General features: G+C 39.4%; 11 protein-coding genes and 1 pseudogene. 5 read left to right on the top strand and 7 right to left on the bottom strand.

Annotated elements, in window-relative coordinates:
• Window positions 1–105: 105 nt before the first annotated feature.
• From PN450_RS10520 to sufR, 4 genes are all read right to left on the bottom strand, one after another.
• Complete coding sequence (locus PN450_RS10520) at window positions 106–1,509, bottom strand: tetratricopeptide repeat protein (RefSeq protein ID WP_271836236.1); 1,404 nt, start codon at window positions 1,507–1,509, stop codon at window positions 106–108.
• A 54-nt stretch (window positions 1,510–1,563) separates the two neighbouring features.
• A complete protein-coding gene (locus PN450_RS10515) occupies window positions 1,564–2,031 on the bottom strand; it encodes a hypothetical protein (protein WP_271836235.1) in 468 nt (155 codons plus the stop codon).
• Window positions 2,032–2,056: 25 nt separating this feature from the next.
• Window positions 2,057–2,791 (bottom strand): hypothetical protein, encoded by a 735-nt coding sequence (locus tag PN450_RS10510; protein WP_271836233.1) that lies wholly within the window; start codon window positions 2,789–2,791, stop codon window positions 2,057–2,059.
• Window positions 2,792–2,958: 167 nt separating this feature from the next.
• Window positions 2,959–3,630 carry an iron-sulfur cluster biosynthesis transcriptional regulator SufR gene (gene sufR, locus PN450_RS10505; protein ID WP_148761605.1) on the bottom strand — a complete coding sequence of 224 codons (672 nt, stop codon included), beginning with the start codon at window positions 3,628–3,630 and terminating at the stop codon, window positions 2,959–2,961.
• Between the two features lie 238 nt (window positions 3,631–3,868).
• Here sufR and sufB point away from each other — a divergent pair, with 238 nt between their 5' ends.
• The 5 genes from sufB to PN450_RS24065 all read left to right on the top strand — a co-directional run bounded on the left by sufB (window position 3,869) and on the right by PN450_RS24065 (window position 9,358).
• On the top strand, window positions 3,869–5,308 hold the full coding sequence (gene sufB, locus PN450_RS10500) for a Fe-S cluster assembly protein SufB (protein ID WP_015080912.1): 1,440 nt from the start codon (window positions 3,869–3,871) through the stop codon (window positions 5,306–5,308).
• A gap of 51 nt (window positions 5,309–5,359) precedes the next feature.
• Complete coding sequence (gene sufC, locus PN450_RS10495) at window positions 5,360–6,145, top strand: Fe-S cluster assembly ATPase SufC (protein WP_148761607.1); 786 nt, start codon at window positions 5,360–5,362, stop codon at window positions 6,143–6,145.
• Complete coding sequence (sufD, locus tag PN450_RS10490; RefSeq protein WP_271836231.1) at window positions 6,145–7,461, top strand: Fe-S cluster assembly protein SufD; 1,317 nt, start codon at window positions 6,145–6,147, stop codon at window positions 7,459–7,461. Before sufC ends, sufD begins: the two co-directional genes overlap by 1 nt.
• A 185-nt stretch (window positions 7,462–7,646) precedes the next feature.
• A complete protein-coding gene (locus PN450_RS10485) occupies window positions 7,647–8,912 on the top strand; it encodes a cysteine desulfurase (protein ID WP_271836230.1) in 1,266 nt (421 codons plus the stop codon).
• Window positions 8,913–9,082: 170 nt separating this feature from the next.
• Entirely contained in the window at window positions 9,083–9,358 is a 276-nt protein-coding gene (locus tag PN450_RS24065) for an HNH endonuclease (protein WP_417033742.1), read from the top strand.
• Window positions 9,359–9,653: 295 nt separating this feature from the next.
• On the opposite strand, the gene PN450_RS10475 is transcribed toward PN450_RS24065, so the two are convergent.
• The 3 genes and pseudogenes from PN450_RS10475 to PN450_RS10465 all read right to left on the bottom strand — a co-directional run bounded on the left by PN450_RS10475 (window position 9,654) and on the right by PN450_RS10465 (window position 12,337).
• Window positions 9,654–10,520 carry a hypothetical protein gene (locus PN450_RS10475; RefSeq protein ID WP_213799002.1) on the bottom strand — a complete coding sequence of 289 codons (867 nt, stop codon included), beginning with the start codon at window positions 10,518–10,520 and terminating at the stop codon, window positions 9,654–9,656.
• Window positions 10,521–10,567: 47 nt separating this feature from the next.
• Window positions 10,568–10,675, bottom strand: a pseudogene (locus tag PN450_RS10470) (DUF1517 domain-containing protein); the annotation flags it as partial.
• A gap of 87 nt (window positions 10,676–10,762) precedes the next feature.
• Window positions 10,763–12,337 carry a group II intron reverse transcriptase/maturase gene (locus PN450_RS10465; RefSeq protein ID WP_271836228.1) on the bottom strand — a complete coding sequence of 525 codons (1,575 nt, stop codon included), beginning with the start codon at window positions 12,335–12,337 and terminating at the stop codon, window positions 10,763–10,765.
• Window positions 12,338–12,892: the final 555 nt, after the last annotated feature.

Genomic DNA, 12,892 nt, shown 5'->3' with positions numbered 1-12,892 from the left:
TTAGGTTCAACAGGGTTTTATCTTGCTCACGAGTTAAAAATACCCTTAAACGAGCGCCCATATTTTAATCACCTCAGTAGATTGATTTTCCGTATTTACTTATCTTTACATAGTTTGATTTCTTTGCGCCAACTTACTTATGTCAATTTGTTGTTGTAACTCTTCGTATTTTTGTAATAATTCTTGAACGTTTGGTGGTATATTTTCACCTTGGGAGAGGTGAGAACTCGCCATTAATTCTACCAGACGTTGAGAACGAGATCGTTCAGAGTATTCAAAGGCTTTATCTATTTGTTTATTATTGATGTATGCCTGTACTATGTTTTGATAAATGTTTATAGAGTCTTCTAAAATCTCTTGACGACGTGATTCTGATTTTATCCAAGTGCGGCTAGTTTCTAATGCTTCAATGGCAATACTATAACCTTCTATTGCTTCTGTCCATAGTCTTGATTTAAAAGCAGTATTTCCAAGGTTACGAGCAGCCATTTTTGCGTCAATAGGATAAATTTTAGGTGTATTAATTTCTAATACTGATCTGTAACAATTTATTGCTCTTTTTACTAAACCTTGATCACGGAAAACATTACCTAAGTTATTTTGAAGTATAGAATATTCAAATGGGTAATTTTCAAAAGTATAAAAATTTAAAGAATTTTCAAATGCTTTGACTGCCAATTTTAAATTGTCTTCTTTATATCCCTGAATTCTTTTATTATATGCAATACCCAAATTCATTTGAGTATTTGCCCATTGTTCAGGAAGAGTTTTTTTGTTTATGACTTCTAATATTTCATGATAAATATTTATTGCTAATTCCCAATTTCTTTCACCATACTCATTCGGAACATCACAGTAAGCAGATGCCATAGTATCTCTTAGAATTGCCCATTTCTCCAATAAATTATTTTGCTTAAAAATAGTTAAAGCACTTTTACAATTTGAATTTAATATTTCTAATTTTTTATAAAGATAGGTCTTTTTTTTTGTAACTCTACTCATTTTAGAATATAAAACTACTAAATTTGTTTGAGTTTCTGCCCACTCTATAGGAAACTCTTGAACAGAGTAAATTTTTAAAGCATTCTCATAAGCTAATCTTGCATTTTCCAAATTCTCTGAAGTATCACCATATCTTTTAGCTAGATAAGCATTACCTAAATTAAGTTTAGATGTAGCCCACTCTCTTGGAAAAGATTTACGGGTAAAGATAATTTCAATAACCTCAAAACAAGCAATAGCGATTTCTAAATTATTAGATATATTTCCTTGAGTAAACTGTCCAACTAGTGTACCAAAATCACCGATAGCTGCTGCTACGGGTTGTGATTTACTCAAAGGTTCTTTACCAAAATAATTTTTAGCGAAACGGTGTAATAAGTCAGAAAAATTCAAATCTAGTTTGTCGACATTAGCTGTCAGTAAAGGATAAACAATATTTTTATCACCAAAACTTTGCGAAGTTGTTACTAACACTTCCAACAAAAAATCTATAGGTTCTTTTATCATGATTAATTTTATATTACCTAATCCAGTATATTTTTATTTGGTCAAATATAATCATTACCCCAAAATCTCCGTTAACTTCTCCATCAAATCTTCCGCTAACTCCAACAACTCAACCTCATTAATAGAACTATTACCAGAAGCGCGACTACTTCCAGAAATCACAACATCACCAACTAAAAAATCCTTAGCTGCAAAAATCCGATCTTTCTCCGTTAATTGACTCAAACAATATTCCAAACCAGCAATAATTTCATCATGAGATTTATTCTGTAAACGTTTTCTTACCTCCACCGCAACCAGATCATCACTTTCTAAGAAAGTAGTAATTTTCTCAATATAACCAGGTTCATCGTCATCATCTCCCCAAGTTTCTAGCCAATCACCATCTATATCTTCAAAATATAAATCAGCCGCTTCTAACCCATATTTCATAATATCATCTTGTAATTGCTGTGCAGCTTTTACAGATTCTAAAAAACTTGCTAATCTTTGTTGACGGTCAGTTAATTTTTCGACTACCATAATTAATTACCTTTGGTAAAAATATTCAGATGCCAAATATTATCCATCTAACTACGGTACGTCCTGATAAAATCAATTGCTGATAACTACCTGAATTTAGATGATCACTATTATCTAATGCTGTATTCACTATCTGATTAACAAAATCCTGATTTTTAGGGTTGTAACTTAAAAATAAACCTCTTTCTATTTCCCAGAAAATTAGTCTATCTTTCCATTTAGTAACCTTATTAGGTAAAAATTCTTGATCTAGGCTAGTAAGTTGTACACAAAGTGGTTTATTCTGGCTACCACTAACAATTATATCAGTTGCCATTGACAGGTCAGCAATATATCTTTTGACAACTGTACCACCATCTTGGTTAATAATTTTAGAGATAGCGTCTATTAGCGGTGCGTCTTCCTGATGAAAATTTCCCGCCATTAACTCTCTTCTCCAAATATAAAATTTTTTGTCTTCTTTACTCAACCACCTGGGAAATAGATCACCATACCAATACTTCAGCGTCGGTGGTAGTGCATCCAAAGCAGATTGTTTTTCTACCTCAGAAGCTAAAGATTGAAATTTGATCCAAGCGTCTGCATCTCTGATAATTTCCAGAAGAAACAAAAGAACAAAACGTTTAGACATCAGTGTACCAGGTTTCACATCTTTAATCCAGTTGTTAATCTGGTTTAACCTAATTGCTAAACTGGGATCTATGGTTGATGCTTCCTCAATTAATGATTTTAGTTTTTCCTTAATCTGTTGTGGATGCAAAATATATACCTGAAAAATAATAAAATTTTTTATTTAGTTTATATATTTTTAATGGTTTTGTAAAGTAACAATTTATTTAGTTAACCAGAGTACGTTTTAACGTACTTAAACTATTAGCCCGGAAATTGATTTCCGGGTGGGTATAGAAGCACACAAATAACCCCCACCTAACTTTTTTCCACCAAATAACCACAACGATGTTCACCATGAATCAACCAATGAGTCCGTTCCACAGTACAATCTGGAAGAATAGCCGCAAACATTTCCAATTCATGACCACAAACGCTGGGAAAAGATTCCGCAACATCAGAAATAGCGCAAGTATGTTCCACAAAAATAAATCTTTCCGCACCACTAGCATCTGATTCCACAGCGTGAAACTCCGCCATAAAACCTTCAGCCTTTCGCAATTCTATCAAATTTGCGACCCGTTCCTGCAAAGAACCATTACCCACCCGTTCATGATATTCTTGGGCTTTACGTTCCCACTGTTTCCGTAAAATAGACTTTACTTGGTCACGTCCCACAGTTTCCGCTAAAGTGTCAAGAAGAGAAACCGCAAACTCACCATAACCATCACTTAAGCGGTTAGCATTTTTTTGTAAATGTGATCTTCCCCCCCGACTCAAGTGATAAACGTGCTGGGGTCTGCCCATACTCGGTTGTTCTGATACCGAATATAGAACTAACTCCTCCATCTCTAAATCCTTTAAATGACGACGAATCGCTTGGGGACTCACATCCAAAAAGTTCGCCAACTCAACAGCCGTTGCTTGTGAGTGTTTCAATAGATACTCTAGGATATCCTGCTTAGTTGAGGTCTGCTGGGTAGTCGCCATCTTCTCTACTAGACGCTTCGCAAACGTCCCAAAATAAAAAACTTTTTTTTCTGAAAATTTAACTTAAACAACATTGTTGTTGTTAATCTATCGTACAATGAAAATAGATTAAACAACAGCCGAATTGTTTTAGTCGTTAAACCTATTCTAGCAGTCCTGTTAGGAATTGGTAACAGAAAACGGGAATTAGCTTTGTGCAACCCGTCGCCCGTCCTTTAAAGAGAACAGAAGAGAACCGATGAGCGCATCCGTCACCACATTAGTCAACCAACCTTATAAGTACGGCTTTGTTACCGATATTGAAGCCGATACTATTCCTCGTGGGTTAAGCGAAGATGTTGTCCGCCTAATTTCCGCCAAAAAGAATGAGCCGGAATTTATGCTGGAATATCGTCTCCGAGCATATCATCAGTGGCTGAAAATGACAGAACCAACTTGGTCTCATGTCCAATATCCGCCTATTAATTATCAGGATATTATTTATTATTCCGCACCGAAACAAAAGAAAGCTAAACTCAACAGTTTAGACGAAGTTGATCCGACTTTATTGGAAACCTTTGCAAAATTAGGTATTCCTTTAAATGAACAAAAGCGATTAAGTAACGTTGCTGTTGATGCGATTTTTGATAGTGTTTCTGTTGCGACTACATATAAAGAAAAACTTGCCAAAGATGGCGTAATTTTCTGTTCTTTTTCGGAAGCTTTACAAGAACACCCAGAATTAATTAAAAAATATTTGGGTAGCGTTGTTCCCATTGCTGATAATTATTTCGCAGCTTTAAATGCGGCTGTATTTAGTGATGGTTCTTTCGTTTATATTCCCAAAGGCTTAAAATGTCCGATGGAACTGTCTACATATTTCCGCATTAATACCGGAGATACAGGACAATTTGAACGGACTTTAATTGTCGCCGAAGCAGGAAGTTATGTTTCTTATTTAGAAGGTTGTACAGCCCCCATGTACGACAGCAACCAATTACACGCGGCGGTTGTAGAATTGGTGGCTTTAGATAATGCGGAAATTAAATATTCTACCGTGCAAAACTGGTACGCTGGTGATGTCAATGGTAAAGGCGGAATTTACAACTTTGTAACTAAACGTGGTTTGTGTCAAGGTGTCAATTCTAAGATTTCTTGGACTCAAGTAGAAACAGGTTCTGCTATTACTTGGAAATATCCTAGTTGTGTTTTGATTGGTGATAATTCTGTGGGTGAATTTTACTCGGTTGCATTAACAAATAATATGCAGCAAGCTGATACTGGAAGTAAGATGATTCACGTTGGGAAAAACACCCGCAGCACTATTATTTCTAAAGGAATTTCTGCTGGTAAATCTAGTAATAGTTACCGGGGTTTGGTGAAGATTAATCCCACTGCAAAAGGTGCGAGAAATTATTCTCAATGTGATTCGATGTTAATTGGGGATAATGCTCAAGCGAATACTTTTCCTTATATTCAAGTTCAGAATAATACGGGTAAGGTGGAACATGAGGCTTCTACTTCTAAGATTGGTGAAGATCAATTGTTCTTTTTTGCTCAACGGGGTATTTCTTCGGAAGATGCTATTTCGATGATGATTAGCGGTTTCTGTAAGGATGTTTTTAATCAGTTACCTATGGAGTTTGCTGTTGAGGCTGATAAGTTGTTGAGTTTGAAACTAGAGGGTAGTGTGGGTTAAGAAAACGAACCACAGAGGCACAGAGTACGCAGAGAAAGAGAGGAAGAGAAGATGATTGTTGAGAATAGTGATTTGATTTTGTCGGTTAAGAATTTGACGGCTGATGTTGATGGAACTCCGATTTTGAAGGGGTTGAATTTGCAGGTTCGCGCTGGGGAAGTTCACGCGATTATGGGACCTAATGGTTCTGGGAAGAGTACGTTTTCTAAGGTTTTGGCGGGACATCCAGCTTATACTGTTACTGGTGGTGAGGTGGTTTTCCAAGGACAAAATCTTTTGGAAATGGAAGCAGCGGAAAGAGCTAGAAATGGTGTGTTTTTAGCTTTTCAGTATCCTCTAGAAATTCCTGGTGTGAGTAATTTGGATTTTTTACGAGTTGCTTATAATTCTCGTCAGAAATCTAGAGGTTTGGAGGAGGTTGACGCTTTCGATTTTGATGATTTGGTTGAGGAAAAGTTGGATGTTGTGAAGATGAATTCTTCTTTTCTGAATCGCAGTGTGAATGAGGGTTTTTCTGGTGGGGAAAAGAAGCGGAATGAAATTCTGCAAATGGCGATTTTAGAACCAAAGTTGGCGATTTTAGATGAAACTGATTCTGGTTTGGATATTGATGCTTTGAAAATTGTTGCTAATGGAGTTAATCAGTTAACCAATGCTGAAAATGCCACAATTATGATTACTCACTATCAGCGTCTTCTCGATTATATTGTTCCTGATTTTGTTCATGTTATGGCGCAAGGACAAATTATCAGAAGTGGTGGTAAGGAGTTGGCTCTTGAGTTGGAATCTCGCGGTTATGATTGGGTTCTCGAAGAAGCTTTGGGAGTGGGTGTGTAATGTCTATTCCAGTTTCTCTTACTTCTATTCCTAATTCTCTATTAGATAGAGATCCTTTTTTAACTGGTTTGTTAAATCAGGTAACTGTATCGAAAAAGGATGATTGCTTAAAACAACTTCGTGACGGTGCTGCTAAATGGGTTCGTCATTCTGTTATTCCCAATACCCGCGAGGAAGAATGGCGGTTTACTGATTTATCATCTTTGAAACAGGTAGATTTTAAGTTAGGGATGTTTCAGGAAACATCTTTAGAATCTGATATTTTACCTGAAGTTTCTCAGCGGTTAGTGTTTGTTAATGGTGTGTACTCACCTGATTTATCTAATACTGAAAACTTACCTGCTGGGTTAATTGTTGGTAATTTGAATGTTTTATCCAGTGAGATTGTAGGGGAATATTTAGCTCAAGCGGAAGGTGCGAAGGAAGTTTTTACGGCTTTAAATACTGCGGCTTTAAATGATGTCGCTGTGGTATGGGTTGGTAAAAATGTGGTGGTGGAAAAACCAATTCATCTATTATTTATTTCTGTTTCTGGTGAGTCTGCGACTATTTCCCAACCTCGCGTTTTAGTAGTAGCTGAAAGTAACTCTCAAGTAACTTTAGTTGAAGAGTATATTGCATCTTCACAAAATGAGGGTGTTTACTTCACTAATAGTGTTACGGAAATTTGGGTAAATGAAAATGCTCAGGTGAGTCATAATAGAATTGCGCGAGAAGGTGCTGCGGCTTTTCATGTTGGGAAAACTGCTGTTACTCAGGCGCGATATAGTCGTTATAGTTGTAATGCTGTGACGGTTGGGGGTAAAATCTCTCGTCACAATTTGGAGATTTTGCAAACTGGTGAACAAACGGAAACGACGCTGAATGGTTTGACTGTGATTGCTGATAATCAATTGGCTGATACTCACAGTGCTTTGTCTTTAAATCATCCCCATGGTGTGAGTAAACAGTTACACAAGTGCATTATAGGCGATCGCGCTCATGGTATCTTCAATGGTAAGGTTTTTGTTCCTAAGCCAGCACAGTTAACTAACGCATCTCAATTAAACCGCAATTTGCTGTTATCGTCTAAGTCGAGAATTGACACCAAACCTCAATTAGAAATCACTGCTGATAATGTTAAATGCGCTCATGGTGCTACTGTCAGTCAGTTGGAAGATGATCAAATATTCTACCTGCAAAGTCGCGGCATTGATGAAAATAATGCTCGCAAATTATTAGTTAATGGTTTCGCAATGGAAATTATTAACTTTATCCCTGTTGCTTCTTTGCGTGAGAGTTTGTTGAAAACTGTTACAAGTCTCACCAATAAATGATAAAACTTCGGGAACTCACCCCTAAAAAAGGTGAGTAAACCCCGCACCTACTAACACAAAAAGCTCTAAAACTTTCTTTCTCTGTGTCCTCTGTGCCTCTGTGGTTCGTTCTTCTTAAATTCTGCAATACTCCTAAATTCTAGTTATTATTCTGAACATCTAAACTCCTGAACTTCTTCTTCAACATGACCATCACTTCTACCAAATCTCTCGCTGATAAAGTTCGTTCTGACTTCCCCATTTTACATCAGGAAGTCCACGGTAAACCCCTGGTTTATCTCGATAATGCAGCTACTTCTCAAAAGCCTTTATTCGTATTAAATGCTTGGCGTGATTATTACGAACAATATAATTCAAATGTCCATCGTGGCGCACATTTTCTCAGCGGAAAAGCTACTGATGCTTATGAGGGTGCGCGTGATAAAATCGCTAAATTTATTAATGCTAAATCACGCCAAGAAATTGTGTACACCCGCAACGCAACTGAGGCTATTAACCTAGTCGCTTACAGTTGGGGAATGAACAATTTACAGCCAGGAGATGAAATTATTCTCTCGGTAATGGAACACCATAGTAATATCGTTCCTTGGCAATTTGTCGCTCAAAAAACGGGTGCAATATTGAAGTTTGTGGAGTTGACGACCGAAGAAACTTTTGATTTGGAGCAGTTTAAAAACCTGATTTCTGAAAAAACAAAACTGGTGTCTATTCTGCATATTTCTAATACTTTGGGTTGCATAAATCCAGCTAAGGAAATCGCCGAAATTGCTCATAAATACGGTGCGAAGTTCTTACTTGATGCTTGTCAAAGTGTCCCCCATACTCCTATTGATGTCCAAGAACTAGACTGTGATTGGTTGGTAGCTTCTGGACATAAAATGTGCGCTCCCACTGGCATTGGCTTTTTGTATGGTAAGTTGGAATTACTAGAAGCAATGCCGCCATTTTTTGGTGGTGGTGAGATGATTGCAGAGGTATTTTTAGACCATTCCACCTATGCAGAATTACCCCATAAATTTGAAGCTGGTACTCCGGCTATTGGGGAAGCGATCGCCCTTGGTGCAGCGATAGATTATCTTACTAATATCGGTATGGATAAAATCCATGCTTATGAAGCGGAATTAACGGCTTATTTATTCGCGCAATTAGCACAAATACCCCAAATTAGAATCCACGGACCAAAACCCAATACTGAAGGGGAAGGTAGAGCCGCATTAGCAGCTTTTACGGCAGAAGGTGTTCACGCTAATGATTTAGCAACTTTGTTAGATCAAGAAGGTGTGGCAATTCGTTCTGGACATCATTGTACTCAACCATTACACCGTCATCTAGGTTTAGCAGGAACTGCACGGGCAAGTTTATCTTTTTACAATACCCGTGAGGAAATTGATGTTTTCATCAAAGCTTTGAAGGAGACTTTGGACTTTTTTGCTGGAGTGTTTGCTGAGTAAATGTAGGGTGGGTATTTCCCACCTTTTTTAATTATACTCAACACGGCTTAATTATTTGATTTAAGCGGGTAGGAGTTTAGCAATGCTCATTGGTGTCAACTTAACGTAAAACCCTTAATAAATAAGGAGGAGAACAAGAGCGATGGCGCGGAATTGAACTGCTATAGGCGATTACGATTGAAAGGCACATTCTTGTTAGGGGTAAATCATCACCCGATGACCCCAAATTAAGGGACTACTGGATTAAACGGCAGGCAGCTAAAACTAAATCCGAATTAATCAAAAGTAGGCAGAAGATAGCCCAAAGGCAACAATATGTCTGTCCTATATGTGGGGAATCTCTATTAAATGATGAGGAGTTACATCTTCATCATAAAAAGCCAAAATCGCAGGGTGGTGGTGACAATTACGGCAACCTACAACTCGTACATCTGCACTGTCATTAGCAAATACATTCTGGAACAATAAGTAGTTGTGACTTGCTTGAGCCGGATGCGTTGTAAGGCGCAAGTCCGGTTCTGAGGGGGCGGGATTATAGCGATATAGTCCTGCTACCCGACCACGGTGATGCCTATTGTGACAAGCCATGACTGGCGACGCAGTGGAGTGGTAGGGCGGGCTACAACTATCTAGATTACTAACTCAGAATCTTTTTGCCCGTGCCTACCACCGCCCAATCTCATAGCGATCGCTTGACAATCAAGACAGTCGCTACGAATCAAGAGTTAATACAGAAATTTCCTATCTTCTTCTACTACCAAAACCGGAAGAACGGCGACTTGAAGAACGGCCACCACTACCAAAACTACTACCAGAATTGCGGCGAGTAGAGCTAGAATTACCAGAAGGTGTAAGGGTACTACCACCAAAACCAGAACCAGAAGCTCGTCCAGTTGTGGTGGTGCGGTTGGCGGTTCCTGAAGACGAATTTCTGATGTTTCCTGTAGTGCGGAAAGTGGTGCGATTTCTCACTGCTGCGGGTGGTTCATTGTAGCGAGAACGGTAACTAGAAACAGCCGAATCATAGCTAGAACCATAGCCACCATGACCATTCATGATCCCACCTGGCTGATAAACGGGGGGAACATAATATTGAGGTCTAAACAACATACTACCAATAGCTTGACCAGCGACGTTACCAACTAAAGCTCCTGCAAAAGGGGACCAAAAGCTACTTTGTTGGCGCACAATCACAGTTTCCGGTTGTCCGGTTTGGGGATTGTTTCTGGTTTCGGTGACGTTGTGGACGTACTCAAGTTTGAAGTCCTCGGTCATGTATAAGACTGGCTGACTATTTTCTACTTTTAAGTAAGTTTTCTTACCTGCTTTGATTTCATCATCAGTCAATCGTGCCATTTGCAGCTTTTCTGTGGCAAAGCTGGGGGGATTGTTATTGAGTAAAAACAAGGTATACTCACCATTGGCATCATTGTATGTACCCTGTTGTACTTCATACTGACCATCATTTAACTTGGTGGGAGTAGCAGTTTGGCTAATATTCTTAGTTGGAGAATTAGCTTGGTTTCCTCCCCCGCAAGCGACAGTTGTTAAGCACAAAGTTAAGGCTAAACAAACAACTGTAAGTTTACGTAGTATACTGATAATCATTGTGTTCATGTTTGTTTTCGGGTACTAATTACAGACTAACGAATCATTTACAGTGGGATCAATTCTGGATAATATTCCAATAATTGATCACTGGAAAGTTCATCACCTAATTGGGCTGGAGAAAAATGCACTTGGATAGCGCGGAGTTTATGTTTGGGTTGAGTCGAGGGGGAATATTATTTCCCGCCCCTCTCAGTTAAATCTGGGCGTGCGACTTTCACCGCACCCAGCTTCCGATGTTCTTAGCTTTCGCTTTTGCTGGTATGTATGTAATTGTGGCAGCTTTCATGAATGGCTAGAAGGTTTTTAGTTTTCCAGTTCGTATGACTTCCATCTACATGGTGTAGATGTACCTTTTCATCACTGAGCATTTTTAATCCACAATGTCCACATTTATGGTTTTGCCGTTTGAGGGCTTTAGAGGTATGGTTGTCATAGAGCTTGCTATTACGCTCGCTCCAGTAACCCAAATCTCCGTCGTAGGGTGATTTTTCGCCTTTGACATTGATGTGTTTATTTTCGGAGTAAGGAACTGCTGGGAACGCTTTATCTCGTAATTGCTTACTGGTAAAGCGGTTCTGTTTGGCTTCCTTGTTGAATACCTTGAATGCTCTTATTTTGATGTGGAATAACGAGTTACGTGATCCGTCCATCTTGCAGAAGCGGTGGTAATTCCTCCAACCTCTAACTACAGGGGCTAATTTCTCAGCCTTTGTGGTAGCACCATAATTCGAGTTGTTGACGATGTGTTTTACTTTCTTGCGAAAAGCTTTGAAGTTGTCCACTGATGGAACGCATCTAAACTTCCCGTTTTTCTGAACTTTGAAGTTCCAACCGAGGAAATCAAATCCATCTGTCGCGGCGGTTAGCTTTGTCTTTTTCTCGCTGACTTTCATTCCCCGCTCTGCTAAGAACTGACTGATTTTGTCAAGTATTTCTGTGGCATCGTCTTGTGGTCTGAGTATTATCACCATATCATCTGCATAGCGGATTGATGGTTCGACAATCTTTTCCCTTGGGGTCTTGTTTGTAATTCTGTGATTAGATTCCTTGTGGTATCTATGAATACTTTCAATCCCGTTTAAGGCGATGTTAGCTAGTAGTGGACTTACCACACCACCTTGGGATGTTCCTTGTTCGGGAAACTCTGGGTTGACTCCGGCTTTGAGACAGCGGAATATTCCTTGTCTTATGCTTTTAGGAGCGATGAGTCTGTCCATGATGGCGGCGTGGTTTATCCTGTCGAAGCACTTTTCGATATCGAGTTCTATAACTCGTTTATCTTTTCCATTGCAAGATGAGCGTAAGTTGAGGAATAGGATTTTCTGTGCGTCATGAGCCGAGCGTCCTGTTCTGAACCCATAGCTATTTGCATGGAGGGTTGCTTCATGTGCTGGTTCTAATGCGTATTTAGCAAGGCATTGATAAGCCCTGTCTGCAATAGTGGGGACTTTGAGAATTCGGGTTTTACCATCCTTTTTGGGGATGGGTATTTCGCGTAATCCCTGGTGTTTCCAGTTATTAGCTTCGGTTCTAAGCTTTTCACTCAGTTGAAACCTTTGCTCGAATGTGAGCGCGGTTTGACCGTCAATTCCTGCTGTCTTTTTCCCAGCGTTTAGCTGTGTTACTTGACGGATAGCCAGTAATCTTGCTGCGGTTGATTTCAGAATCAGCTTTTGTAGTGACTTTGCTTTCCGCTTGTCGCCAACTTGAATAGCTTTATACACGCGTTTTTGTAGGCGGAATAGGTTACGGCGGAATTTCTTCCAAGGCAACGTCTTCCAGGATTCACTAGAGTTATCTCTGTGTCTAATCATGCTCTGCGACCATTTGTGTATTCTGAACACCTCAAACCAATTACGGTTTGTCCTACCCGAATTGAGGGAGTTCCGCTGCTCGTCCAGCCTACTTAGGGTTCGACCTCCCTTAGACCCTCAACCCGTTTTTATTCGTTCCCTCGGTTAGATTGTTCGTTCCGTTAGGTGTAGCCACTTCGACCATTGGAATCCCTGGACTCTTGCCGCTACTACACTAATGTGCGGCGGGATTTGTCTCCAATGAAGTCAGGTTTTGATGTTGTGTCCTGCTTTTAATTAGGTCGCTTTTCTAGGCTCTATTTCACCGTGGGAACTCCCCGTTAGCACCAGTGTCACCCCACAACGGATGTCTGATTGCGCCCTGTTCCCAGCTTCGACCTCCCGATACCGAGTCGGGTCATCGTGGGCAGGTAGGGAGTCATACCTGAGTCTGGTAGATGGGACTTGCACCCATATCAGACCGAGAGTTCAACCTTTTTCCATGATTGGATTGGGTTGGTTAGCTTATGTACGGACTGATTACCGTGATTCAACTAACAACGAATCGCACTAGTG

It is taken from the genome of Dolichospermum lemmermannii CS-548 (assembly GCF_028330815.1).
In the GTDB taxonomy this organism is placed as follows: domain Bacteria; phylum Cyanobacteriota; class Cyanobacteriia; order Cyanobacteriales; family Nostocaceae; genus Dolichospermum; species Dolichospermum lemmermannii.
The sequence above is the reverse complement of the archived record's forward strand: the minus strand, read 5'-3'. Positions and strand labels throughout refer to the sequence as shown.

Coding starts and splice junctions, on each gene's coding strand:
- PN450_RS10520 (WP_271836236.1), bottom strand. CDS start 1,509: ATGATAAAAGAACCTATAGATTTTTTGTTGGAAGTGTTAGTAACAACT.
- PN450_RS10515 (WP_271836235.1), bottom strand. CDS start 2,031: ATGGTAGTCGAAAAATTAACTGACCGTCAACAAAGATTAGCAAGTTTT.
- sufR (WP_148761605.1), bottom strand. CDS start 3,630: ATGGCGACTACCCAGCAGACCTCAACTAAGCAGGATATCCTAGAGTAT.
- sufB (WP_015080912.1), top strand. CDS start 3,869: ATGAGCGCATCCGTCACCACATTAGTCAACCAACCTTATAAGTACGGC.
- sufC (WP_148761607.1), top strand. CDS start 5,360: ATGATTGTTGAGAATAGTGATTTGATTTTGTCGGTTAAGAATTTGACG.
- sufD (WP_271836231.1), top strand. CDS start 6,145: ATGTCTATTCCAGTTTCTCTTACTTCTATTCCTAATTCTCTATTAGAT.
- PN450_RS10485 (WP_271836230.1), top strand. CDS start 7,647: ATGACCATCACTTCTACCAAATCTCTCGCTGATAAAGTTCGTTCTGAC.
- PN450_RS10475 (WP_213799002.1), bottom strand. CDS start 10,520: ATGATTATCAGTATACTACGTAAACTTACAGTTGTTTGTTTAGCCTTA.
- PN450_RS10465 (WP_271836228.1), bottom strand. CDS start 12,337: ATGATTAGACACAGAGATAACTCTAGTGAATCCTGGAAGACGTTGCCT.